Origin of the sequence: Amycolatopsis sp. lyj-346, assembly GCF_046548975.1 — a bacterium.
GTDB lineage: Bacteria > Actinomycetota > Actinomycetes > Mycobacteriales > Pseudonocardiaceae > Amycolatopsis.
In genome coordinates this window covers 14192-38256 of sequence record NZ_JAJPWT010000025.1, presented here as the reverse complement: position 1 = coordinate 38256, position 24065 = coordinate 14192, and the positions used below count along the sequence as shown (strand labels likewise).

General features: G+C 71.5%; 26 protein-coding genes. 17 read left to right on the top strand and 9 right to left on the bottom strand.

The window, feature by feature from the left end; genetic code table 11:
- Positions 1–3: 3 nt before the first annotated feature.
- From ACLJQE_RS42235 to ACLJQE_RS42225, 3 genes are all read right to left on the bottom strand, one after another.
- A complete protein-coding gene (locus tag ACLJQE_RS42235) occupies positions 4–1206 on the bottom strand; it encodes a cytochrome P450 (protein WP_410645446.1) in 1203 nt (400 codons plus the stop codon).
- A gap of 298 nt (positions 1207–1504) precedes the next feature.
- Positions 1505–2392 (bottom strand): NAD(P)H-binding protein, encoded by an 888-nt coding sequence (locus tag ACLJQE_RS42230; protein ID WP_410645445.1) that lies wholly within the window; start codon positions 2390–2392, stop codon positions 1505–1507.
- Between the two features lie 490 nt (positions 2393–2882).
- The gene (locus ACLJQE_RS42225; RefSeq protein WP_410645443.1) at positions 2883–3854 is read right to left on the bottom strand and encodes a hypothetical protein; all 972 of its coding nucleotides are present in this window, start codon (positions 3852–3854) and stop codon (positions 2883–2885) included.
- A 184-nt stretch (positions 3855–4038) separates the two neighbouring features.
- Between ACLJQE_RS42225 and ACLJQE_RS42220 the strand changes: the two genes are divergently transcribed.
- Positions 4039–4998, top strand: a complete 960-nt coding sequence (locus tag ACLJQE_RS42220) for a hypothetical protein (RefSeq protein ID WP_410645442.1) — start codon at positions 4039–4041, stop codon at positions 4996–4998.
- Between the two features lie 198 nt (positions 4999–5196).
- On the opposite strand, the gene ACLJQE_RS42215 is transcribed toward ACLJQE_RS42220, so the two are convergent.
- Positions 5197–5364, bottom strand: a complete 168-nt coding sequence (locus ACLJQE_RS42215; RefSeq protein WP_410645441.1) for a hypothetical protein — start codon at positions 5362–5364, stop codon at positions 5197–5199.
- Between the two features lie 50 nt (positions 5365–5414).
- Positions 5415–5930, bottom strand: coding sequence for a hypothetical protein (locus ACLJQE_RS42210; protein ID WP_410645440.1), 516 nt, complete (start codon positions 5928–5930; stop codon positions 5415–5417).
- A 205-nt stretch (positions 5931–6135) separates the two neighbouring features.
- Here ACLJQE_RS42210 and ACLJQE_RS42205 point away from each other — a divergent pair, with 205 nt between their 5' ends.
- Positions 6136–6417, top strand: a complete 282-nt coding sequence (locus tag ACLJQE_RS42205; RefSeq protein WP_410645439.1) for an isoamylase — start codon at positions 6136–6138, stop codon at positions 6415–6417.
- Positions 6418–6421: 4 nt separating this feature from the next.
- On the opposite strand, the gene ACLJQE_RS42200 is transcribed toward ACLJQE_RS42205, so the two are convergent.
- Positions 6422–7114, bottom strand: coding sequence for a LysR family substrate-binding domain-containing protein (locus ACLJQE_RS42200; RefSeq protein ID WP_410645438.1), 693 nt, complete (start codon positions 7112–7114; stop codon positions 6422–6424).
- Between the two features lie 42 nt (positions 7115–7156).
- Between ACLJQE_RS42200 and ACLJQE_RS42195 the strand changes: the two genes are divergently transcribed.
- The 4 genes from ACLJQE_RS42195 to ACLJQE_RS42180 all read left to right on the top strand — a co-directional run bounded on the left by ACLJQE_RS42195 (position 7157) and on the right by ACLJQE_RS42180 (position 10093).
- Positions 7157–7528 carry a DUF5997 family protein gene (locus ACLJQE_RS42195; protein WP_410645437.1) on the top strand — a complete coding sequence of 124 codons (372 nt, stop codon included), beginning with the start codon at positions 7157–7159 and terminating at the stop codon, positions 7526–7528.
- A gap of 16 nt (positions 7529–7544) precedes the next feature.
- Positions 7545–8744: a kynureninase gene (locus ACLJQE_RS42190; RefSeq protein WP_410645436.1), complete on the top strand. Its 1200-nt coding sequence runs from the start codon at positions 7545–7547 to the stop codon at positions 8742–8744.
- A 75-nt stretch (positions 8745–8819) separates the two neighbouring features.
- Positions 8820–9257: a MarR family winged helix-turn-helix transcriptional regulator gene (locus tag ACLJQE_RS42185; RefSeq protein ID WP_410645435.1), complete on the top strand. Its 438-nt coding sequence runs from the start codon at positions 8820–8822 to the stop codon at positions 9255–9257.
- Between the two features lie 5 nt (positions 9258–9262).
- Positions 9263–10093, top strand: a complete 831-nt coding sequence (locus ACLJQE_RS42180; protein ID WP_410645434.1) for a haloalkane dehalogenase — start codon at positions 9263–9265, stop codon at positions 10091–10093.
- On the opposite strand, the gene ACLJQE_RS42175 is transcribed toward ACLJQE_RS42180, so the two are convergent.
- The gene (locus ACLJQE_RS42175; RefSeq protein WP_410645432.1) at positions 10090–10716 is read right to left on the bottom strand and encodes a TetR family transcriptional regulator; all 627 of its coding nucleotides are present in this window, start codon (positions 10714–10716) and stop codon (positions 10090–10092) included. The two genes, ACLJQE_RS42180 and ACLJQE_RS42175, sit on opposite strands and share 4 nt — an antisense overlap.
- Position 10717: 1 nt before the next feature.
- The gene (locus tag ACLJQE_RS42170; protein WP_410645431.1) at positions 10718–12112 is read right to left on the bottom strand and encodes a fatty acid desaturase; all 1395 of its coding nucleotides are present in this window, start codon (positions 12110–12112) and stop codon (positions 10718–10720) included.
- A 120-nt stretch (positions 12113–12232) separates the two neighbouring features.
- On the opposite strand from ACLJQE_RS42170, the gene ACLJQE_RS42165 reads away from it, so the two are divergent.
- The 8 genes from ACLJQE_RS42165 (at position 12233) to ACLJQE_RS42130 (ending at position 19564) form a co-directional block, all read left to right on the top strand.
- Positions 12233–12529, top strand: coding sequence for a PASTA domain-containing protein (locus tag ACLJQE_RS42165; protein WP_410645430.1), 297 nt, complete (start codon positions 12233–12235; stop codon positions 12527–12529).
- A 459-nt stretch (positions 12530–12988) separates the two neighbouring features.
- Positions 12989–15406, top strand: a complete 2418-nt coding sequence (locus ACLJQE_RS42160; RefSeq protein ID WP_410645428.1) for a nitrate- and nitrite sensing domain-containing protein — start codon at positions 12989–12991, stop codon at positions 15404–15406.
- 59 nt (positions 15407–15465) lie between these two features.
- The gene (locus tag ACLJQE_RS42155; protein ID WP_086851216.1) at positions 15466–15891 is read left to right on the top strand and encodes a roadblock/LC7 domain-containing protein; all 426 of its coding nucleotides are present in this window, start codon (positions 15466–15468) and stop codon (positions 15889–15891) included.
- Positions 15888–16259: a DUF742 domain-containing protein gene (locus ACLJQE_RS42150; RefSeq protein WP_410645426.1), complete on the top strand. Its 372-nt coding sequence runs from the start codon at positions 15888–15890 to the stop codon at positions 16257–16259. Before ACLJQE_RS42155 ends, ACLJQE_RS42150 begins: the two co-directional genes overlap by 4 nt.
- Before the next feature lie 16 nt (positions 16260–16275).
- Positions 16276–16833, top strand: coding sequence for a GTP-binding protein (locus tag ACLJQE_RS42145; RefSeq protein ID WP_387051976.1), 558 nt, complete (start codon positions 16276–16278; stop codon positions 16831–16833).
- Positions 16834–17145: 312 nt separating this feature from the next.
- Positions 17146–18096: a hypothetical protein gene (locus ACLJQE_RS42140; protein WP_410645425.1), complete on the top strand. Its 951-nt coding sequence runs from the start codon at positions 17146–17148 to the stop codon at positions 18094–18096.
- A 20-nt stretch (positions 18097–18116) separates the two neighbouring features.
- Positions 18117–18746 (top strand): hypothetical protein, encoded by a 630-nt coding sequence (locus ACLJQE_RS42135; protein WP_410645424.1) that lies wholly within the window; start codon positions 18117–18119, stop codon positions 18744–18746.
- Positions 18743–19564, top strand: coding sequence for a hypothetical protein (locus tag ACLJQE_RS42130; protein WP_410645423.1), 822 nt, complete (start codon positions 18743–18745; stop codon positions 19562–19564). The genes ACLJQE_RS42135 and ACLJQE_RS42130 overlap by 4 nt, the downstream gene beginning before the upstream one ends.
- 75 nt (positions 19565–19639) lie before the next feature.
- Here ACLJQE_RS42130 and ACLJQE_RS42125 read toward each other — a convergent pair whose 3' ends face one another.
- Positions 19640–20524 carry an RNA polymerase sigma-70 factor gene (locus ACLJQE_RS42125; RefSeq protein WP_410645422.1) on the bottom strand — a complete coding sequence of 295 codons (885 nt, stop codon included), beginning with the start codon at positions 20522–20524 and terminating at the stop codon, positions 19640–19642.
- 146 nt (positions 20525–20670) lie between these two features.
- Between ACLJQE_RS42125 and ACLJQE_RS42120 the strand changes: the two genes are divergently transcribed.
- From ACLJQE_RS42120 to ACLJQE_RS42110, 3 genes are all read left to right on the top strand, one after another.
- Positions 20671–21228, top strand: coding sequence for a TetR/AcrR family transcriptional regulator (locus ACLJQE_RS42120; protein ID WP_410645421.1), 558 nt, complete (start codon positions 20671–20673; stop codon positions 21226–21228).
- 17 nt (positions 21229–21245) lie between these two features.
- Entirely contained in the window at positions 21246–21974 is a 729-nt protein-coding gene (locus ACLJQE_RS42115; protein WP_410645419.1) for a cupin domain-containing protein, read from the top strand.
- Between the two features lie 263 nt (positions 21975–22237).
- A complete protein-coding gene (locus ACLJQE_RS42110) occupies positions 22238–24019 on the top strand; it encodes a DUF1996 domain-containing protein (protein WP_410645418.1) in 1782 nt (593 codons plus the stop codon).
- Positions 24020–24065 lie beyond the last annotated feature (46 nt).

Sequence of the window (24065 nt, the reverse complement as noted above, 5' to 3'; positions counted from 1 at the left end):
CCCCTACCAGGCAACCGGGAGTTCGTTCAGCACGTGGAAACCCGCGGTGGGGTTGAACGGGATCTCGTCCGCGGGGACCGCGAGCCGCAGGCCGGGCAGGCGCGCGAGCAACGTGCCGATGGCGATCTCCATCGTGACGCGGGCGAGGTTCTGCCCGAGGCACTGGTGGGCACCGAAGCCGAACGAGACGTGGTCCCGGGCGGTGGCGCGGTGCCAGCCGAGCGAATCCGGTTCCTCGTGCACGTCTTCGTCGCGGTTGATGAGCGAGGTGATGAAGAACACGCCGTCGCCCTTGCGGATGGTGGTTCCCGCGACCTCGATGTCGTCGATCGCCAGCCGGGAAACGCCGTCCGGGATGGACAGCACCCGCAGCAGCTCGTCCACGGCGATGGGCAGCAGGGACGGGTCGGCGCGCAGTTCGGCGAGCCGGTCCGGGTTCTGCAGCAGGACGAACGTGCTGAGCGAGATCATCGTCCCGGTGGTGCCGTGGCCGCCTGCCACCTGCAGGACCAGCGTCGAGATCAGCTCGTCGTCGGTACCGCCCTTGGCGCCGCGTTCGGCGACGAGGTCGTCGAGGACGCTGTCGCCGGGGTTCCGCCGCTTCGCCGCGATCAGTTCGGCCATGTAGGGCATGAGCTCGTCGTAGGCCGCATTGGCGTCCGGGCCGGCCGCGAGCTGGTACGTCTTCTTCTCGAAGTACTCGTGATCGCTGTCCGGGATGCCCATCAGCCGGTACAGCACGGTCACCGGCACCGGCCCGGCGAACGCGGGGATCAGGTCCGCGGGCGGCCCGGTCGAGACCAGCTCGTCCAGCTGCCGGTCGACGATGGCCTGGATCTGCGGGCGCATGGCGTTGATCCGCCGGGTGGTGAAGCTCGGGATCAGCAGTTTGCGCCGGGCGTTGTGCACCGGGCCGTCCACACCGACCAGCGCGGTGACGATCTTCATCACCTTCTGCTGGACGTCGCTGACGGTGGCGGCGATGCTCGCGAACATCATGGGCCACGCCGGATTGGTGCGGTCACTGGAGATCCGGGGATCGATCAGGAGCCGGCGGGCCACGTCCCGGCTGGTGATCGCCCAGACGCGCCGTCCATCGTAGAGCGCGACCTGGGCGAGCGGCTTCTGGTCGGCCAGCGGCAGGTAGGCCGGCGCGGGCCGGTAGGGGCAGGTGCGGTCCTGTGGGAACACAACGGTCTCGGTCATGCGGGAACCCTCCGGGCGCGGGGAATACCGGCGATCCGCACGACGTGGAACCTCATCGTTGCGGCTCGGATCCGGAACGTTAGCCAAGCCCCGGCCGCGCGCGCATCCCCTCACTTGGTATTCCTCGCCGGCCCGGCGCGCCGGGCCGGCACCGGGGCGCGCAGCAGAAACCCCGCCGCCGCAGGGGCACTTCCTGCGGAAACCGCTGCCTCAAGTCCTCAGTGGACGGTAGCAGTGGTGCGTGGACGCCGGGTCCACGCGCAGGATTTTCCTGCGGACGGCGGGGTGCCGAGCGTCCCTAGTTCGTGAAGTCCGCCTTGTGGTCCTCCGCCCACTCGGCGAAGGTGCGGGCCGGCTTGCCCAGGACCTTCTCGACCGTGCGGTCGATCTCCTCGGGCCCGTCGAGAGCTTCTTCGTAGTAGCGGATCCGCGTCTCGATGATGCTCGACGCGTCCCCGCGGCCGACGGTCCCCTCGGCGACCAGCTCTTCGAACCGCCCGCCGATCCGGGCCCGGAAGTCGGCACGCGCAGCGTCGCCGGTGAGGTCCACGAAGGCCAGTTCACGGCCGATCGCCCGGCCGATCAGGGCGAGTTGCTCGGCCTGGGTGATGCTTTCACCCCCGGTGATGTGGTATTTCGCGCCGGCGTGGCCGTCCTGGAGCAGCGCGCAGGTGCTCACCTCGGCGATGTCCCGCTCGTGGATCGACGACAGGTAGGAGTGGGCGTAGAGGATCGGCACCGGCTCCCCCTTCTTGACGAACTCGGCCCACTGCAGGGAGTTCACGGCGAACGCGCCCGGCCGCACGAACGTCCACGCCAGCCCGGACCGCTCGATCGCCGCCTCTTCGGCCAGGTGCCACCGCGCGATCCAGTGGTCCGGATCCCGCCCGGCGGCCGCCAGCGAGGACAGGAGGACGACGTGCCCGACCCCCGCGGCCTTCGCGACGTCCAGCACCCCTTCGACCCCGGCCGGCTGGGTGTACAGGAAGAGTTTGTCCACGCCCTGCAGGGCTTGCTCGAAGGTCTTCGGCTCGGCGAGGTCCGCCCGGCGGACGTCGACGCCGGCCGGCACGTCGAGCGCGTCCGGGTTGCGCGAGGTCGCGCGGACGTCGGCACCCGCCCGCACCAGCAGGTCTACGACGTTTCGGCCGACGTTTCCGGTCGCGCCGGTTACCAGGATCGTCATGATTTCCCCAGGTAGCTTGACTGGCAAGGGCTTCGCGCCCCACGAGACGTCCATTGTGGACGTTGACTGACGGTGCCTCCGGTGAGCAAGTATCGGCCAGCCGTCCGATGCCGTCAACCGGTCCCGGCTGCCGCGCTGGTCAGCGCACGCGGTCGCAGCCCGGCTCGCGCTGCTGTTGACGAGGATGTCGCCCCCGCCTCGGCCAGCGTCGTCGAGAAGACCAGGAACCCTCCGCGTTGCGGCGGCCGAGGACGCCGTCGTCGCCCCTTCCCAGATCCTGGTCAGGTGGCGCCGCGCGACTTCCGTGGTCGCGGTGATGCGCAGCCGCAACCGGGCGCCCGTCCGCTCACCGGTCCCGGTCAGCTCGGCCAGCTCCCCGACCGAGCGGGGCCACTCGGCGAGCAGTTCGACGATGCGCCACCGCGCGGCGCCCCCAGTGCTGCGGCAATCCGGTCCACGCAGGGAGTATTCATATCGGGGAATATTCGCGTCAAGGAATATCTTGGGCCGGCAGCCAGCGCAGCCCGTAGGCGTAGCCCAGCTGTGGCGCGGCGAATCCCTGCGCCACCTCGCACGCGCCGTCCAGCGGCAGCGGTTCCCCCGGCTGGGGCGGGTCGGCGAGCACCGAGGGCGGGACGCGGTCGAGCCGCCACACCACCCGCGGCGGCCGCCGCGGGTCGAAGCGGACGCGCACCTCGAACGACTCGCACGTCACCAGCGGCACGAACACGTAGGACGGCCGGATCGGCAGGCCGTCGCGGATGCGGTAGGTGAGCGAGTACGTGTGGCTGTCGCCGCGGTCCAAGGCGCGCGGCAGGTCGAGCAGCCAGCGGAAGTGCCGCTGGCCCTCCCGGGTGCCCGCGCTGATCCGGACGCCGTGCCGGGCGTCCGCGACGACGTCGCGCTCGCCGTCCCGGCCGTCCTCGGTGCGGGGCACCGTGAACTGCGCGGCAATCCGGGCGAGGGTGTCGCGGGTGGCCACGACCAGCCGTTCCTCGGTGACCTCCGGCTCCGCGGTGTCGAGCCGGACGAGCACGTTGAGCCGCTTGACGAACCAGCCCTCGTCCGGGCCGGGCCCGCCGCCACCGGATCGGGCGCCGGCCTCGATCTCCGCGGCGAGCCGGGCGAACGACCGGTCGACGCGGCGCCGGGCCGTGCGTTCCGAGACACGCAGCTGATCCGCGAGCACCCCGATCCGGTCGCTCAGCAGGGCGTGCTGCGCGCCGGGGGCGATGCCCAGCGCGACGTTCACCGCCAGCCGGTCGTCGGCCGGGAATTCCGCGATCGCGGCCGAAATCGCTTCGCGCAGAACGCGGCGCGCATCGCGGTCGCTCGTCGTCCGGTGGATTTCACACCAGCCGGAAACGAGCGGCCCGAGCCGGCTGCGCAGCCGGTCGGCTTCCAATCCCCAGCCACGCCGCAACGTGGCGAGTTCCCGGAACAGCCCGTCCTCGTGTGCCATGGATTTCCATTGTGACACGGTCACTTCGCGGCGATCGGCGGCACCGGCTGCGCCGATCAGGTGATTCCGCGGTGGCCAGGCATTGGCCAGTTCCCGGCGATTTCGGCCCGCCACCGGCCTTTTCCGCTTCCCCGGCTGCCCGACCATTTTCCCGTCGGCTATCCGTCGGCATCGGGGAGGAAGGGTGCTCGACACTACCGGACCGCCTGACGTCGCCGGCGTCCGGCGACTGGCCCGTGACGGCCTGCTCGCCGGCTCGGCGGCGGCCGCGCGGCCCTGCGCCCTCGCCCGGTTGCGCGGCGGGGTCTACACGGTGGCGTGGCCGTTGGTCTTCACGCGGATCACGAAGCCGCTGGAGCACCGGCGCCGCCACGCGGACTGCGCCCGCGGGCTCCCGTGGCTGCGGCCGGACTGCCTCGACCGCTTCCACGACGACGTCGAGGCGGTGGTGGACCACGCACTGCGGCGCGCGACGAGCCCGATCGAGAACCTCGAGGGCTGGCTGGCCACCCGCCTCACCCCGGCCACGGTCGACGCACACCGGCGCCGCCGCGGCGAAATCGGGGCACTGCAACGGCCACGCCTCCCGTCGTGGCTGGCCGGCGCGCTCGACGGCGACCCCTGGCTGTGCGACCTGGCGGTGCAGATCCTGGTCTGGGCGGGGGTCCCGGCCACGGCGGGTGCCGAGCTGTGGCCCCTGGACGGCTGGGCCGCCCGGCGCACCGAGGTCACGGGCGAGCCGCCGGCCACTCGCGACACGCTCGACCGCGAAGTCGGCCGGGTCCTGACGGCGATGCGCACCCGGCCGGCGTGGCACGCGGAGCACGTCGAGCGTCCGCTGGGGCACAAGCAGGCCCCGGTCGCCCCGATGCCGCCGGAGCTCCCGGCACTGGAGCTGGTCGCCGGGCACGAGCTGGCGGACGCCCGGCTCGCGGGCCTGGCCGAGCAGGCCCTGCGGGCGATCGAGACACGGCTCGACCGAGGCGAAGTCCCCACCGCGGCGGTGACCACGGTGGTCCGGAAGGTGTTCGGCGAACAGGCACCGGAAGGCCCGGCCCACGACGACTGGCTGGCAAGGGCACTGGCGGACCCCGGCCGCCTGGAGGCCATCGTGGCGACGGTCCTGGCCATCCTGAACCGCTGACCCCGGCCACCACCCCGGCCGCGCGCCCCGGCAAGCGCCCCGGCAAGCGCCCCGGCAAGCGCCCCAATGTGGCCTTCGGTGCGCCCAACGCACCCAATGTGGCCTTCGGTGCGCCCAACGCACCCAATGTGGCCTTCGGTGCGCCCAACGCACCCAAGGTGGCCTTCGGTGCGTCTCGGGTGGCGGGCGGGAAACCGGTCAGCCGTTCTCGAGCGAACGGCGGCGGGCCTCGAAGAGGGCCGTCAGCGCCTCGGGGGTGCAGCCCGCGGCCCGTGCGCGCCGGCCTGCCGCCGTCAGCTCGGCCAGCAGGACGGCGCGCACCGCCGCGCGGGTTGCCTCCGGGAGTCTCGGAAGCGGGTCGGTCACCCTCGGCCTCCTCTCCTTCGGCACCAGCCTTCACCTGACGGACACGCCCGTCAGCGCCACCACGGCGGCGGGGGCACCGGGAGCCGCAGGGGGCAGCCGGTGTGGCGGCCCGTCCAGCAGTCGGCCAGCCAGCGGGCCAGCGCCACCGGGCCGAGCAGGCTGTCCTCCCACACCGGCGTCAGCTCGCCCGCCCGGCGCAGCATCGCTTCCGCCGTGCCGCAGAAGGAAACCACCGCCCCGATCGCCGCGTCGGCCCGTTCGGCGGGCCAGGCGACCGCGGCTCCCGGCAGCCGGGCCGGGATGGCCAGGCCGGTGCCGACGGTGCAGTTCCGCGCCAGCTGCACGGCGAGATCGAACTCGACCGCTTCGGCGTGGCGCTGTCTGGCCCGCCATCGGGGCGAAGCGACAGCGGCGTACAGCCCGGCCAACCGGGCGGCGACCAACCCGTCCCACACCGTCAAGAGCGCTGCTCGCGTGTCGGCCGGATGGGCGTCGGCGAGCTCGTGGGTGACGGCGCTGAGCCAGGCACACGGGTCCTTGACTTGACGATCAGCGGCGACGGTCACGGCAGTCAGTTTCCCACCACCACGCGGAAGCAACCCCAAGATGATCATGGTTCACCCGAGGACCACCCGGTCGGTGGCGGACCGTTGAGCGGCGCCGTAACCCAATCGGGCACTGGGCGTGACCGAATCGTCACTGCTGTGCGATCATGTCCGCGCTCAGTGCCGAGCACGCCCCCGAAAACCCGTTCCTCGAAAGGCCCCACGAGTGATCAAGATCAGCAAGAGCCGGGCCGGCACCCAGCGCGTGACCTTCAGCCTCCCGATCGGCGCGCCGCCCGGCCGGGTGAGCGTCGTGGGCTCGTTCAACGACTGGACCCCCGGCCGCCACCACCTCACGCCGCGGTCCAACGGCCGCCGCTCGACGGCGATCGACGTGACGCCGGGCACGGTCCTGCAGTTCCGCTACCTCGGCGAGAACGGCCACTGGTTCGACGACCCCGACCTGCCCGACCGCGCCGACGGAAACTGCGTCTGCACGACGTCGTAACGGCTCAGCCCCGGCGGCGCCGCTTCCCCGCGCCCCCGCCGCGCCGCGCCGGTTTCGCCGCGGCGGGCTTGCGTTCCGGGCGCTTGCGCTCCGCCGGCGCCTGCGTGCGCCCGCGCGTGCTGTTCACCGTCCGGCCGCGGACGATCCCGATGAACTGCTCCATCAGGTCCGTCGTCTCCTCGTCCAGCCACGAGAGCGCGACGCTAGACTGCGGCGCGTCCTCGACCGGCCGGTAGGTGAGGTCACGGCGGTGGTGCAGCCGGGCGAGCGACTGCGGGACGACGAGCACCCCGGCCCCGGCCGCGACCAGCTCGATCGCGTCCGCCGTCGTCTCGGGCCGCGAGACCGCCGGGCGCCCCGGCCGCGTCTCCCACTCCAGCGTGTCGTCGAGGGGGTGCAGCACGACCTCGTCCGCCAGGTCCACGGTGGACACTGCGTCCGCCGCCGCAATCAGGTGGTCCTTGGGCACCACGACGACCGTCGTCTCGGTGTAGAGCGGGATCGCGTGCAGGCCGTCCCGGTCGATCGGCGACCGCAGCAGCGCCGCGTCGGCCTCCCGGGCCCGCAGCAGGCCGGTCGCGTCGGCGGCGGCGACCGGGACGAGGGTCAGCGGCACCTCCGGCACCCGCTCGGCCCAGGTCCGCACCCACTTGGCGGGCGTCGCTCCCGGAACGTACGCGAGCTTGAAAGAGGTCACCGGGTCAGGTTACCGGGAGTGACGCTGGCTACCCTGGACGGCATGACGTCGCACAAGACCACCCAGACGATGAAGCCCGCGACGGCGGCGAAGAAGCTGGGTGTGTACCTCGAAGCCACCCCCGCGGAGTTCCAGGAGGGCGTGGTCACGCGCGACGAGCTCAACGCGCTGCAGGCCGACCCGCCGGAGTGGCTGCGGGAGCTGCGCCGCACGGGCCCCCACCCGCGGCCGGTGGTCGCGGCGAAGCTGGGCATCTCCATCGGCGGCCTGACCCGCGGCGGCATCACCGAGCCGCTCACCACCGAACAGATCGAAGCGCTGAAGGCGGAGAGCCCGGACTGGCTGGTGCGGGAGCGCGAAATCCAGGCCGACGTGCGCAAGGAAGCCGTGCGGGTGAAGGAAAAGAAGGACTGAGCCGGGCCACGCGGACATGACGACCGACCTCTCGTCCGAGGCCGCGGACCGCCTCGACGCCGAAGACGAGCTCGCCCCCCTCCGCGAGCGGTTCGTGCCGATCACCGATCCCGGCGTCGTCGCCTACCTCGACGGGAACTCGCTCGGCCGTCCGCTGCGGGCCACCGCCGAGCGGCTCCAGGAGCTCGTCACCCACGACTGGGGTGCCCGGCTCATCCGGTCCTGGGAGGAGCGCTGGCTCGCGCTCCCCGAAGAGATCGGGGACGACCTCGGCCGCGTCGCGCTCGGGGCCGCGGCCGGGCAGACCATCGTCGCCGATTCGACGTCGGTGTGCCTCTACAAGACGCTCCGGGCCGCCGTCGCGCTGCGGCCCGGGCGCGACGAAATCGTCACCGACACCGCGAACTTCCCGACCGACCGGTTCCTCGTCGAGAGCGTCGCCGCCGAACTCGGCCGGACCGTCCGGTGGCTCGAGGACGACGACGTCGCCGCGGTCACCGGGCCGCGGACCGCCGCGGTCGTGCTGTCCCATGTGGACTACCGGACGGCCGCGATCACCGACCTGGCCGCCGTCACGCGGGTGGTGCACGAGCGCGGCGGGCTCGTCGTCTGGGACCTCTGCCACAGCGTCGGTTCGATGCCCGTCGAGCTGGACGCGGCCGGCGCCGACTTCGCCGTCGGCTGCACCTACAAGTTCCTCAACGCCGGACCCGGCGCGCCCGCGTTCCTCTACGTCAACGCCCGCCACCACGAGGCGTTCGGCCAGCCCATCACCGGGTGGATGGGCGCGGCCGACACCTTCGGCATGGCCGCGAAGTACGTTCCCGCGCCGGGCGTCCGGCGGGCGCTCTCCGGCACGCCGCCGGTGCTCGGCATGGTCGGCGTCCAGGACGGCGTGGCGCTGCTGGCGGAAGCGGGCATCGACCGCGTGCGGGCCAAAGCCGTCGCGCTGGGCCGGTGGGTGCTCGCCCTCGCCGACGCGTGGCTCGTCCCGCTGGGGTTCACGATCGGCTCACCGCGCGAAGACGACCGCCGGGGCGCCCACGTCACCCTCCGCCACCCGGACGCCGAACGGCTGTCCCGCGTCCTCATCGACCACGGCGTGCTCATCGACTTCCGCCGCCCCGACGGCATCCGGATCGGCTTGAGCCCGCTCACCACCGGCTTCGCCGAGGTCCGGCGGGCCATGGCGCGCATCCGCGAGCTCGCCGGCTGAACCGCGCCACACCGGCTCGCCCGGGCCTGCGCGAAATAGTAGCCATGTACTTAGTAGCCATGTACTGTATCTGCCATGAGCACTCCCGGTCACCTCGTCTGGCGGCTGTCCATGAAGTGGCGGGTCGCCGTGGACCGCGCCCTCGCCCCCGTCGGGCTGACGCACGCGCAGTACGTCTTCCTGTCCTCGCTCTACGGCGTGGAGCGCGCCGGAGGAAGCCCGAGCCAGCGCGAACTGGCCGACCACACCGGGCTCGAAGCGCTCTACGTCTCCAAGCTCGCCCGCGCGCTCGACGCCGAAGGGCTCGTCGAGCGCACCCGCGATCCCGCCGACACCCGGACCGTCCGGCTGCGCCTCACCGCCCGCGGGCGCGAGGTGACCGAGCCGGCGATCGCCACCGTGGCCGAGCTGCTCGACCGGCTCCTCGCCCCGCTCGGCGGCCGGCACGGCGCCCGCACGGCGGCGCTGGCGCGCGAGCTCACCGTCCTCCTCGACACCCCCTTGGGGTCCTGAAAGCCATGCTGCACCACGAAGAAGCCGGCACCGGCACCCCGATCGTCTTCCTGCACGGCAACCCCGGTTCGTCGCACAGCTGGCGCAATGTCCTCCCGCACGTCGGCGGCGGACGGCTGCTGGCCCCCGACCTCATCGGCATGGGCCGCTCCCCCAAGCCGGACCTCGAGTACACCTTCGCCGACCACGCCCGCCACCTCGACGCCTGGTTCGACGCGCTCGGCCTGGACGACGTCGTCCTCGTCGGGCACGACTGGGGTGGCGCGCTGGCCTTCGACCGGGCCGCCCGGCACCCGGACCGCGTCCGCGGGCTGGCGTTCTTCGAAACCATCGTGAAGCCCATGGCCTGGGCCGACCTGACCCCGCAGGCGGCCGAACGGTCGCGCAGGATCCGCACCCCGGGCGTCGGCGAAGACCTGGTGCTGACCCAGGACTTGTTCATCCGCCAGGCGTTCACCGGCGGCGTCCGCACCCCGGTCGGCGACGACGACCTGGCCGCTCACCTCGCCCCGTTCCCGACACCGGAAAGCCGCCGCCCGGTGCTCGCCTGGGCACGTCAGCTGCCCCTCGGCGGCGACCCGGCCGAGCTGGTCGCGCGCATCGAGGCCTACGACGAGTGGCTGGCCGCCGCCGACGGCACGCCGAAGCTGCTCATGACGTTCGAGGGGTCACCGACGCTGCTCATCGGCGAGAAGATGGCACGGTGGTGCGCCGGGCACATCGCGGCGCTGGAGATCGTCGCCTGCGGCGAAGCCGGGCACCACGCCCAGGAGGACCGGCCCAAGGAGATCGCGGCGGAGATCGCGGCGTGGCTGGACCGGCACGGGCTGCGCTAGGTGTGGCGGAGCGGCGGGCTCGCCGCCACCCCGAGGACACGCGCGACCACCCACGCCAGGGCGTCCGCCGTGCGCGCCGGGGTGTCCGACGGCTGCATGACGTGGCTGAGGACCGCGCGGACGACCAGGTCGATCACCACCGCGACCTGGTCGTCGGCCAGCGGGGGCCGGTAGGCCGCCACGCGGACGGCCAGTACGGCCTTCGCCTGGGTGAACAGTGCGCTCGCGTCGGTGGTCAGCAGCGGCAGGAACTCGGGCGCGGTGCCGTGCGTCGCGGAGGCGACGGCGCGCAGCAGCGTGTTGTCGTCGGCGAGCTCGAGGACCGCGCGGACGGCGTCGTAGATCGCCTCGACCAGGTCGTCCGGGTGGCGGTCGAACGCGGCGCCGACGACCGAGAGGAACCGGTCGAGTTCGTGCGCGACCATCGCTTCGGCCAGCGCGGGCTTGGAGCCGATCTCGTTGTACACCGTCTGGCGGCTGACGCCGGCCAGCTCGGCCAGCCGGGCCATCGTGACGGCCTGCCAGCCGGACCGCGCGGTCAGCTCGATCGCCGCGGCGATGATCGGCCGCCGGTGCTGGCCACCTTCCGGCGGCACCGGAACTGCCCCGCTCATGATCGGCATTCTAGGCCGGGCCCACCCGTCCCGGCGCGACGAAGTCGACCTTCTCGCGCACGCCGCAGTCCGGGCAGCACCAGGTGTCCGGGATCGCCGCCCACGGCGTGCCGGCCGGGAAGCCTTCCCGCGGGTCGCCGCGCTGCTCGTCGTAGACGTACCCGCAGCCGGGGCACCTGCCGCCTTCGGTGGCGTCGCCGCGGGTGTCGGCGAGGACCCGCCCGGCCGCGGTGGCGCGGGTTCCGTAGCGGGCCAGGACTTTCGCCCGCTTGCCGGGCTGGATGTTGGCGCGCGAGAGGTCGCCGCCGTAGTGGGCGAGCACCCGCGGGTCCATCACCCGGCGCCACAGCGGCGGGACGAGGGCCAGCACGATCATCCCGGCGTACCCGGTGGGCAGCACCGGCGACTCGGCGAAGTCGCGCAACGTCTGGTAGCGGCGCGTCGGGTTGGCGTGGTGGTCGCTGTGCCGCTGCAGGTGGTAGAGCAGGACGTTCGTGGCGATGTTGTTGGAGTTCCAGCTGTGGCTGGGGTCGACGCGCTCGTACCGGCGCCGACCCGGCACGCCGACCCGCTGCCGCAGCATGCCGTAGTGCTCCATGTAGTTGACGACCTCCAGTAGCGAGAACCCGACGACCGCCTGGATCACCAGGTAGGGCAGGATGCCCGCGCCGAGCCAGGCGATCATCGCCGCCCACAGCACCGCGGACATCAGCCACGCGTTGAGCACGTCGTTGCCGAGCCGGTAGGGGTGGCGGCCACGCCGGGCGTAGCGCTTGCGCTCCAGCCGCCACGCCGACTTCAGCGAACCGAACACCGTCCGCGGCCAGAAGCGGTAGAAGCTTTCGCCGACGCGGCTGCTCGCCGGGTCCTCCGGCGTGGCCACGCGGACGTGGTGGCCGCGGTTGTGCTCGATGTAGAAGTGCCCGTACCAGCTCTGCGCGAGCGCGATCTTCGACAGCCAGCGCTCGTGGCTCTCCTTCTTGTGGCCCAGTTCGTGCGCGGTGTTGATGCCGATCCCGCCGACGCAGCCGATGGAGATCGCCAGCCCGATCTTGTCGGCGACGGTCAGGTCGCCGCGGGCGATCAGCCAGCACGCGGCGGCGAAGCCGAGGTACTGGATCGGCAGGAAGGCGAAGGTGATCCAGCGGTAATAGCGGTCCTTCTCCAGCCGTTCGAGGACGTCGTCCGGCGGGTTGCCGCGGTCGAGCCCGGCGACGAGGTCGACCAGCGGCACGACCACGAGGATCACGACCGGCCCGATCCAGAACCAGGCGCCCCAGCCGGTGGCGGCGTGCAGGCCGATGGCGAGGAACGCCAGCGACGGCACGACCAAGCCGATCAGCCACAGGTACCGCTTGCGGTCGCGCCACAGCTCGGCCGACCCGGCGGGCACGGTTGCGGTCATGACACCCTCCTCCGTTGGCGGGGTTTACAGGACTGTAGGAGATGTCCATCTCACTTGACAAGAGGCATACCGATGTAAACTCTTGCGTGGCTCACTACCCTGGAGAACGGGTGAGGAGCAGTGACGGACGAACCGGTGATCGTGCCGAACTTCCGGGGACGGCAGGCGCTCGACGCGTGGCTGTCCGGCCACGACGCGGGATTGCTGTTGCAGGGACCCGATCCCGACGGCCCGCACCCGCTGATGAACGGCCTGGTGGTGGCCCAGCTGCCCGCCGCGGGCGCGCGCGTGGCCCGCTGGACGACGGTGACGGTGTGGGTCCGCGGCGGCGGAGACCCCGGCGGAGTCCGCGAACCGCGGCGGCCGTTGCCGCCGATGCGGGAGGACGCCGGGTTCGGCGAGCCGGCCGACGGCTGAGCCCGGACCTCCACCTCCACCTCCGTGCGCGGCCGGAACTCCGGCACCGTGACCGGGTGTCGCGCACCGGGCGCACTTCCAGGCAGCCGCCGTGCCCGTTTTTCCGCCCCGCGAATGCCTCGGCGCCACGCACCGGCCGAATTCACTTTCACCCGTTCGGCCCAGTGCGCAACACGGCGAAATCTGCCTCGGGGCCGTTACCAGAGGAAATGCGGGTAATCGACCGGATGCGGTCGGTAAACACCGTTCGCCGCCCCGCCGGCGGGTGTTCGGAAGCCGGGTCGCGCCGAACGGGTGTCAGGGGTTCGTGGTAAAAAACGGACCCTGATCGATTCTGCGGCAACACGGAGGGTGAGGCGAAGACGCGTGACGGCGGCCGCTGTGTCCCATCGTCGTGTTCGCTTCCTCGTCCGGGTCCCCATTCCTCGCCGACCGTCACTCAGGAGTTCGTGAACCGCCGTGCTGAACAAAGACCCCCGGGACGAGTCGGACAAGCCGTACGACAAGTCGATCCGCAAAAGGCTGACCAGGACCGTTCTCATTCCCAGCGTGACGCTGCTGGTCCTGTGGATCGCGGTCTCCTCCTACTTCCTCTTCAACGGCGTTTATGTCCGATTGGTCGCGGCTTCCGTGCGCGAGGTGTCGATCCCCGCCGCCACCGCGCTGGCCGAGTTCCAGAAGGAACGCCAGAGCGCCCTGCAGTACCTCGATGACCCGGCGCTCGGCCCGGCCCGGCTCCAGCAGCAGCAGAAGGCCACCGACGAAAAGCTTTCCGCGCTGAAGGACGCGTTCGCCGCGACGATCTCCAACGCGCCGGACGAGATCGCCTCCAAGGTGAACGCGCTGAAGTCCCAGTTCGACCAGCTGCCCGTGCTGCGCTCGCAGATCAGCTTCCGCAGCATCGACCGGGCCCAGGTGAACACCTACTACAACGGCGTGATGGACACCGCGTCCAACCTCTTCGACACCCAGGCGCGGATCGTCCCCGACTCCGAAGCCGCGACCGGCGGCATCACGGCGACGACGGTCTTCCGCGCGGGCGACATGATGTCGCGCGAGACGTCGCTGGTTTCGACCGCCTTCGCCGCCGGGACGTTCGCGCCGGACGACTTCGCCCAGTTCGCGCAGCTGTCCGGGATCTACCGGACGCAGCTGGCGCAGGTCGAGCCGTTCCTCGACCCGGACGTCCGCCAGAAGTACCAGGCGCTGGCCACCAGCACGGCCTGGCGGCAGCTGGCGACCGCCGAAGAGGCGATCGTCAAGCACGGCCCGTGGTCCGCCGGCGAGCAGAACTTCGTGCCGGTGTCCGAACCGGACTGGGAGAACGCGACGAACCAGGTCGCCCACAGCCTCAACGACCTCGCGATCACGCAGGCGGACAAGGTTTCGGCCACCGCGATCGACGCCGGCGACGCGCAGCTGCGCAACGTCATCATCGGCAGCATCGTGGCCCTGCTCGCGTCCCTGGCGGCGATCATCGTCGCGGTGCGGGTGTCCCGCTCGCTCGTCGACCGCGCGCTGATGACGCGCCTCGCGCGGCTGCGCAACGACTCCCTCGACCTCGCCCGCAACCGGCTGCCGGACATCGTGGAGCGGCTCAAGAACGGCGAACCCGTCGACCTGAAGGAAGAACTCCCCCGGCTCGACCACGGCCGCGACGAGATCGGGCAGGTGGCCGAGGCGTTCAACGTCGCCCAGCTGACCGCGGTCAACGCGGCGGCCAGCGAGGCCAAGGCCCGCAGCGGCGTGCACAACGTGTTCCTCGGCATCGCGCACCGCAACCAGGTCCTGGTCCACCAGCAGCTGCAGATCCTCGACGAGATGGAAGCGCGCGAAGACGACTCGACGCAGCTGGCGTCGCTGTTCCAGCTCGACCACCTCGCCGCCCGCGCCCGCCGCACCACCGAGAACCTGATCATCCTCGGCGGGAAGCAGCCCGGCCGCCGCTGGCGCAAGCCGGTTCCGCTGATGGAGGTGCTCCGGGCCGCCGTCTCGGAGACCGAGCAGTACGCCCGGGTCCAGGTGGAGCAGGTCGCCGACGTCGCCATCGTCGGCGCCGCGGTGGCCGACACGATCCACCTGATCGCCGAGCTGGTCGACAACGCGACGTCGTTCTCGCCGCCCGGCTCGCCGGTCGAGGTGACCAGCCGGATGGTCGCGCGCGGCGTCGTCGTCGACGTGTCGGACCAGGGGCTCGGCATGAAGGACGGCGTCCGCGAGTGGGCCAACGCGATGATGGCCGAAGCACCCGAGTTCGACGCCATGGCCCTGCGGGCCGACTCCAGCCTCGGCCTGTTCGTGGTCGCGCGCCTGGCGGCCCGGCTCGGCATCACCGTCACCTTCGACCCGTCCCGCTACGGCGGCCTCCGCGCCACCGTCCTCATCCCCACCCAGCACCTGGCCGGCGAGCACGCCGACCGGGCCGACGGTCCCGGGTCCACGCCGGCGGAGGACACCGCGGTCCTCGCCCCGGTGGGCGCCCCGGCGTCGCAGGCAGCAGAAAGCCCGCTCCACACGATGGACACGCCCAGCTCGTTCAGCGGCCAGATCCCGATGAAGCGAGACGCCAAGCCGAGGCCGTACCCGGCACGCGCCCTCACCCCGCCCGATGCCCTGCCCGATGCCCTGCCGTCCGTGCCCGCGGCGGTGCCGGAGGGGAAACTCCCCGTCACGCCGGCAACGGACGTGCGGCCGACCGACGACCGGCCCCGGCTGCCCCGGCGCGAGCCGCAGCAGAACCTCGTCGCCCAGCTCGAGACCGAACCCGACGACAGCGCCGACGACGTCGTGGCACCGGGGGAAGGCACCGCGCGCACGCTCGCGGCGTTCCACAAGGGCACCCGCCGCGGCCGCGGCGGACCGGACGACGACTCGTAATCCCCCAATCCCCGGCCACACAGGAAAGTCCACACAGGAAAGTCAGGGTCTGAAGTCGAATGAACGAGTACGGGAACCCCAAACCCGATCTCAACTGGCTGCTCGACGACATGGTGAACCGCGTGGTCGGCGCGCAGAATGCCATCGTGCTGTCCGCCGACGGGCTGCTGATCGGCAAGTCGGCCGGGATGAGCAAGGACGACTCGGACCAGCTTTCGGCCATCGCCTCCAGCTTGCAGAGCCTGGCCAAGGGGGTGAGCAAACAGTTCAACCGCGGTCCGGTCCTGCAGAACATGATCGAGATGGAGCGCGGTTACCTGTTCGTCTCCGCGGCCGGTCAGGGTGCCTGCCTCGCGGTGCTGGCCGCGGACAACGTCGACGTCGAGATGATCGCCTACGAGATGAGCCGGCTCGTCAAGCGCGTCGGCGACTACATGGCGTCCGCGCCGCGCGAAGCGGCGTCGGTCCTGCGGGAGGCCACATGAGTTCCGACGACGGCTGGTACGACGAAGCCGCCGGGCCGCTGGTCCGGCCGTACACGATCACGAGCGGCCGGACACCGGCCGCCACCGCCCGGCTGGACCTCTCCACGCAGGTGATGACCCTGCGGTCGGAGCAGGAACCGACCGGGCTGGGCCCGGAACACGTGGCGATCGTGCAGCTGTGCCGCCACCCGGTGTCCATCGCCGAGATCGCCGTCTACGTCAAGATCCCGCTGGGGGTCGTGCGCGTGCTCGTCGGTGACCTGATCGAGCGCGGCCTCGTCATCACGCGGTCCCCTGCCCACCACCCGGCGCAGGCGCCGGACCTCGAAACACTCCAGGCGGTTCTCGATGGCCTCATCAAGTACTGAAGGCACGGGGGCGGACATGGTCCCCACGCCGGTCAAGATCATCATCGCGGGCGGGTTCGGCGCGGGGAAGACCACGATGGTCGGTTCGGTCAGCGAGATCCCGCCGCTGACCACCGAAGAGGTGCTCACCGAGGCGAGCGCCGGCGTCGACGACCTGTCCGGCGTCGAACGCAAGACGACCACGACGGTCGCGCTCGACTTCGGCCGGATCACCATCTCGCCGCGGCACGTGCTGTACCTGTTCGGGACGCCGGGGCAGGCCCGCTTCTGGTTCATGTGGGACGACCTGGCGCGCGGGGCGATCGGGACGGTCGTGCTGGTCGACACCCGGCGGCTGGAGACCAGCTTCGCCGCGATCGACTTCTTCGAGCGCCGGAAGATCCCGTTCGTCGTCGCGGTGAACTGCTTCGACAACGCGCCGCGCTACACCGCCGACGAGATCCGCGAGGCGCTGGTGGTCCCGGACCGTGTGCCGATCGTCATGTGTGACGCACGCGACCGCGACTCGAGCAAGCTCGCCCTCATCCGGCTGGTGAAGCACGCGATGACGGCCGTGCCTGCCGCCCGGGTCTGAGACCTGCGCGTTGTCCGGTTTTGTCCGGACTGGACGCCGCCGGTGTCCGTTGTGGCCCTGCGTGGCCGCGGCGGGCACCGGCCAACCCACATGGCGCAATTGACTGGACCACCTGGGTGCAGACTTTTAGTTGAGCAAGCATCCAACTGATAGCATCCGCTCGTGACGAGTCGCGTGCCGAAGTTTCCTGAATATATAAGGGAAAACTATCCGCCGCAGGGTCGTCTGTTCGGTGACTTTCTGGGTGGGCTGTGGTCCACCGCGTGCGAAGCGCTCGACGTCCCTTTGGAGCAGTCCGTCCGGACCACCCGGATGCTGCGGGCCCTGCTGCCGCCGTGGGCGCACGAGCGGATCGGGCCGTCCCCCGCCCAGCCGTCCTATGTGGCGGACGACGGCTTCCCGGCCGAGATGTCGGTCAACTGGTCCGGCGCGCGGCCGGAACTGCGCGTGCTGTTCGACAGCCTCGGCCACGACGTGGTCTGGCCTGGTGACAGCGTTTTCCACACCCGGCGGCTCGCCCACGTCCACGAGACGTTCACCCCGCGGTCGGGCCGGCCGTCACCCGCGCCGCTGTGGCATTCGATTGCCTGGCGGCCACCGTCCGGAGTGGTCCACAAGACCTACTTCGGGCTGTACTCGTGGCCGCACGCACACCGCGAGGCCGCGGTCGCCGAGGCCATGGCCCGGCTCGGCCTGGCCGAAGCGTGGGCCGGCACCCGCCGCCGCGTCGAATCCGTCGAAGGCCGCCGCGAGATCGAGTTCTTCGCCGTCGACCTGACCGACGAAGCACAGGCCCGCGTGAAGATCTACTACCGCAACCACGAGGCGGGCCTCGCCGAGGTCGAGCGCGTCGCCGCGGTGGCACTGCACCACGACTCCGACCGGGCGCTGGCCGCCTACCGGACGCTGGCCGGCGAAGGTGACGGCGCCGGCGAAGCGGCGTTGAGCTGCCTGGCGTTCCGGTCCGGCCTGGACCGCGCCGCCGAGTCCACGACGTACCTGCGGCTGCCCGCCCTCGCGTCCGACGACGGCGAAGCCGTGGAGCGCACGGCCACGCTGCTGCACGGCCAAGGCGTCGACCCCGGCCGGTTCCGCGCCCTCGCCGCCGCGCTGGCGCCCGGGCCGCTGAGCGGCAGCAAGGGCATCCTGGAACTGGTCAGCTTCCGCGCCGCGGGCCGGCCCGGCGACGTGACCACGTACTTCCGGTTCCCCGTCTACGACCGGCCCCCCTCGTCCCCCCTTTCGCCCGTCGATCTCGGATAGCCGAACCCAAGGAGCAGATCGTGACCGAGCAGGACGTCGAGCGCATCGCCCGGCACAACGAGCAGCGGCAGCGGGAGTACGAGGCGTCGGACCTGATCCGGCTGCTGACCGACGAAAACACCGCGGCCGAAACGAAGAAGGCGGTGCTCACCTACCTCCAGCCGTGGTCGAACGCCTTCCAGCGGATGATCAGCGCCCGGGTGACCTTCGAGAGCGACCCGGAGCTGCGTGCGCTCGCGTGCGAGCACCAGGCCGAAGAGGTCGGCCACGACAAGATCCTGGCCCGCAGCCGCGCGGACGACCGGCAGCTGGTCTGGGACCCGGTCATCGAGATGGGTGCGTCCTGGTTCGTCGACCAGTTCGCGATCCTGCCCGGCGTGCAGCGCGCGGTACTGGCGCACCTGGCCCTCGAGGCAGGCAGCCTGGTGTTCAGCCAGGCGGGCACGAAGGCGTTCCCCGACGACGAATACTTCGAGCTGCACGACGAAGCGGACGTCGAGCACCTCGAGATGGGCTACGAAGTGCTGCGGCGGCGCGACGACTGGACGCCGGACGCGGTGATCACGGTGCTGGACCGGGCGTGGCAGGTGATCGGCGTGGTGTCCGACCGCATCGCGGAGTGCGCCCGCCGCGACACGGTGGCCGGGTGACGACCACCGAACCGGCCGACGCGGCCCGCGAAATCGCCGCCGAGGCCGCTCGTGCCTACCAGGAAGCATGGGGAGAGCGCCTGATCGGCGCCTACCTGCTGGGCAGCCTGTCCTACGGCGGCTACTCCGCGGCCGCGAGCGACATCGACCTGGCGCTGGTCCTCGCCGACATCGGCGACGGCGACCGTTCGGTGGTCGAGCGCACGACGCAGGCGCTGCAGGAGCGGAGCCCGTTGCACCGCAAGCTTTCGGTGTTCTGGGCGTCCCTGCCGGCGTTGCGCGAAGGCCGCGACGACGGCCGCTTCCCGGCTCTGGACCGCTTGCAGCTGGCCGACGACGGCCGCGTCCTCGCCGGCGACGACGTCCGCGCGGAGATCGCCCGCCCGGAGGCGCCGGAGCTGCTGCTGGAGAGCGCGGGCTTCGCGATCGCGGTCCTGGCGACGGACGAGGTGACCGCGGAGTTCCGCGCGCCGAAGCGGCTGCTGGTGGACAAGGTGTGGTTCACGAAGGCGGTGCTGTTCCCGGTCCGGTTCCTGTATTCGGGCACGACGTCGACGGGCCGCGCGGCGAACAACGACGAGGCGATCGACTGGTACCTGGCGCAGCCGGACGCCCCGGCGGCGTCGCTGGTGCGGCTGGCGCGGGCGGTCCGGGCCGGGCACCCGCTGGAGCCGGCCGAGGTGGCGCCGGAGCTGGCGGCGGGGCTGGTTCCGCTATACCGGCACTACATCGAGGCGGAGACCGGCCGGCTCCGGAAAACCGGGGCACCGGCGGATCTGATCGACGCGTTCGCCGGCTGGGACAAGCGCCTGGCGTGAGCCGGACCCGGCGGTGTGCGGGGAAGCACGCCGCCGGCCGCTCCCGGTGGATCCGGACGCATCCCCGCCGGTCCCTCAGCGCAGGGTCAACTGCGTCGCCGACGCCACGCGGTTCAGCTTCTCCGGGTTCCGGACGAAGTACAGGCCACTGATCCGGCCGCCCTCGACGCGGACCGCCATGATCCCGTCGAACGAACCGTCCACGTTCAAGGCCAGTGCCGGATTCCCGTTCACCACCACCGCGGCGAGGGTCACCTCCACCTCCGCCTTCCCGATGCCGCCGACGATGAAGCGGCCCACCTTGTCCGCCCCCGACACCGGGCGCAGGGCCGCCTGCTTGACGCCGCCGCCGTCGCTCATCAGCACCACGTCCGGGGCGAGCAGATCCAGCAGCCCCTGCAGGTCCCGGCCCTCGATCGCCCGTTGGAACGACGCCAGCACCGCCCGGGTCTCCCGCGCCGAAACCACCTCACGCGGACGGCGCGCATCGACGTGCCGGCGCGCCCGGTGCGCGATCTGCCGGACCGCCGCCTGGCTCTTCCCCACCGCCTCCGCGATCTCGTCGTACCCGACGTCGAACACCTCGCGCAGCACGAACACCGCGCGCTCGGTCGGCGCCAGCGTCTCGAGGACCAGCATCAGCGCCATCGACACGCTTTCCGCCAGCTCGACGTCCTCGGCCACGTCCGGCGTCGTCAGCAGCGGCTCCGGCAGCCACGGCCCGACGTACGCCTCCTTGCGGCGCTTCATCGTGCGCAGCCGGTTGAGCGCGAGGCGGGTCGTGATGCGGACCAGGTACGCGCGCTCGTCGCGCACCCCGGCCGGGTCGACCTCGGCCCAGCGCAGCCACGTCTCCTGGAGGACGTCCTCGGCGTCGGCCGCCGATCCGAGCATCTCGTAGGCGACGGTGAACAGCAGGTTCCGGTGGGCGACGAAGGCCCCGGTCGCGGTGTCGCTCATGATGTCCCCTTCGCTCACGCGGTGATGTCGCGGGCGTGGGTGATCATCGCACCCACCATTTCGACAGTGTCCGGCCTCAAGACACCGCCCGGCGGAAAGCTGTGACACGTTGATTCTGTACCTACTAGTATGTACAGTCACGTCTCATGGGAACCCGGGACGAGCTCATCGACAGCGCCCGCGAGCTGCTGTGGGAACGCGGCTACGTCGGCACCAGCCCCAAGGCCATCCAGCAGCGGGCGGGTGCCGGCCAGGGCAGCATGTACCACCACTTCGCCGGCAAGAAGGACCTCGCGCTGGCCGCCGTCCGGCGCAGCGCCGAAGAGCTGCTCGCCGCCGCCGACGCGCAGCTGCGTTCGCCCGGCACCGCCGTCGAGCGCATCACCGCCTACCTGCGGCGCGAGCGCGAAGTGCTCAAGGGCTGCCCCATCGGCCGGCTCACCCAGGACCCCGACATCGTCGCCGATCCGGTCCTGCGGGCCCCGGTCGACGAGACCCTCACGCGGCTGCGCACCCGGCTGAGCGAGGTCCTCGACGAAGGCCGCGACGCCGGCGAGCTGCCCGCCACGCTGGACACCGCCGCGCTGGCCGCCACGATCGTCGCCGTCCTGCAGGGCGGCTACGTGCTCGCCCGCGCCGCCGGCCGCCCCGAGCCGTTCGACCAGGCCGTCTCCGGCGTCCTCGCGCTGCTCGCCACCCACTGAACCGTCAGGAGAACTCCGTGCACGTCCGCCACGTTCCGGCCACCAGCACCGCCGCCCCCGCCGACGCGGTCACCGGCAGCGCCTGGATCACCTCGCTCGCCGTCCCCGAAGGTCCGTCCCGCACCCGCGTCGACCGCGTCCAGTTCGCCCCCGGGGCCCGCACCCACTGGCACCGGCACCCGCTCGGCCAGGTTCTCGTCGTCACCGAAGGCACCGGCTACGTCCAGCGCCGCGGTGGCCCGGCCCAGCTGATCCGGCCGGGCGACACGGTCCGCGTCGCCGCCGGCGAATGGCACTGGCACGGCGCCACCGACACGTCGTCGCTGACCCACCTGGCGATCGAGGAACTGCCCGCCGACGGCACCCCGACCGAGCTCGGCGAGCCCGCCGGCGTCGGCGAACCGGCCGTCGTCCCCGCCATCACCCGCACGCTGCTGCTGAACCAGCAGCTCCCGGCACCCCGCGTGATCGACCACGTCGAGGTCCGGCGCATCACCATCGCGCCGAACCAGCACCTCGGGCTGCACGTCCACAACGGACCGGTGTTCGGCAGCATCGAAACGGGCTCGGCCGTTTACCGGATCGAGGGCGAGCCCGAATCCGTGCTCGGCCCCGGCGACGTGTTCCACGAGCCCGAATCGACCCGGATCGCCCAGTTCGAACCCCTGGACGAAGGGGTCACCTTCCTCGCCTACTTCCCCGCCGGCCCAGGCGAAACCCCCACTCTGACGCTGCTGGACAGCTGACTCCACACTGCACGCCCCACTCGGGTACACGGCTGCGGGTTCATTGCGGTTCACCACATTTCCAAACTCTTTCCTCACGGGACAAAGCTCTGGACAACGAGGGGCGCACAGGTCACGATTACGCCGTGCCCGCCCTTCGTTGAACCCCCGGAAAGAATCGGTGAACATTTCACCGGACGGACATTGTTACCGCTAACAGAGAACCGCTCCACTGGTGTCGGGCCAGTGGATTCTCTTCCCTTTGAACCCCTCGGAGTGACTTCATGCCCGGAAACACGGGAAAGCACCGCATCTCCCGACGAACCAAGATCGCCACCGGCGTTCTCGCTCTGGCCGTCGCCGCCGGCGGCATCGCGGTGTCGACCACGTTCGGCGACCCCGGCCAGGCCAGCGCCGACGAGGCCGACGCGGCGCTCTACATCGACATCCTCAAGGTCGCCCCGAACAACACCGAGCCCGCGAACGCCCGCGGCGCGTCCACCGGCACCTTCACCGTGGACTGCGGCCGCAACGAGAACCAGCACTTCAACCCGGACAACTTCGTCGCCCAGCCCGGCATCCGCAACGGTGCCCAGCACCTGCACGACTACGTCGGCAACCTCTCGTCGAACGCGGACTCGAACAACAAGAGCCTCGAAGCCGCCGGGACCACCTGCAAAAACGGGGACAAATCCGCCTATTTCTGGCCGGTTGTCCGTATCGACACCGAAGACGAAGAGCAGAACCCGCCCGCGAAGTCCCCGGACGGCGACCGCGACCAGGCGGCCGATGCCGCCGCCTCGCCGGTGATCACCTGCCCGGACGTCGCGAGCAAGCTCCCCGACGTCCCCGACTCGGCGATGGCCGAGGTCAACCGCAACCTCGACCTGCTCGACACGCAGCTCGACGAGGCCAACCAGCGGCTGATCAGCACCCGCGGCCAGGGCGGCCCGAACTTCGTCCAGAACGCCATCCTCGGCCCGCTCAAGGACAAGCGCGTCGCCACCATCGACCGGATGGCCATCGCCATCGGCCGCACCGCCGCCAAGCCCCAGGGCCTCGCCGCCCTCGCCCCCTGCGCGCTCAAGGAGCAGGCCGGCACCGGCGGCAACCCCGCGAGCAACGGCGGCGGCGCCCCGGCCGGCGCGGCGCAGCAGATCACCTGCCCGGACGTCGCGAGCAAGCTCCCCGCCGTCCCGGCGTCGGCCAAGGCCGAAGTGGACCGCAACCTCCAGCTGCTGAACACGCAGCTCCAGGAGGCCAACCAGCGGCTGGTCGGCACGCAGGGCCAGGGCGGCCCCAACTTCGTCCAGAACGCCATCCTCGGCCCGCTCAAGGACAAGCGCGTCGCCACCATCGACCGCATGGCCATCGCCATCGGCCGCACCGCCGCCAAGCCCCAGGGCCTCGCCGCCCTCGCGCCGTGCAGCCTCGGCCAGGCGGGCGGCAACGGTGGCAACACCGGGAACAACGGCGGTGCGACGGCGACGCCGCCACTGCCCGGCCCGGACGCCAACAACGAGCTGCCGGAGAACGACGGCGAGATCCAGCGTCCGGCGAAGGTCGGCATCACCTTCCACGGCAGCGCCGCGGGCAAGGTCGTCGCGATGCCGAAGTTCCTGCGCGCCCTCACCGGTGACGCCAAGCCGTCCATCAACGGCACCAAGAACACCCGGGCGGCGTGGACCTGCACCGGCTTCGAAAACCGGCTGACCGACAAGTACCCGATCTGCCCCGAGGGCAGCAAGGTCGAGCGGTTCCACACCTTCCCGAGCTGCTGGGACGGCAAGAACACCGACAGTGCCAACCACCGCACCCACATCGTCTTCCCGGACAAGGCAGGCCGCTGCGCCGCCGGGTTCACGGCGGTGCCGCAGCTGCGGATCACGCTCGTCTACGACATCCCGCGCGACATCCAGGTCAAGAAGCAGTACAAAGTGGACTCGTTCCCGTCCGAAGAGCACAACCCCTTGTCCGACCACAACGACTTCGCGAACGTGATGTCGCAGAGCATCATGAACCAGGTCGTCAACTGCATCAACCGCAACAAGACCTGCAACGCCTGACCCGCGCGGGTGCCCGCCGCGGACGGCGGCGGGCACCCGTGAGGAG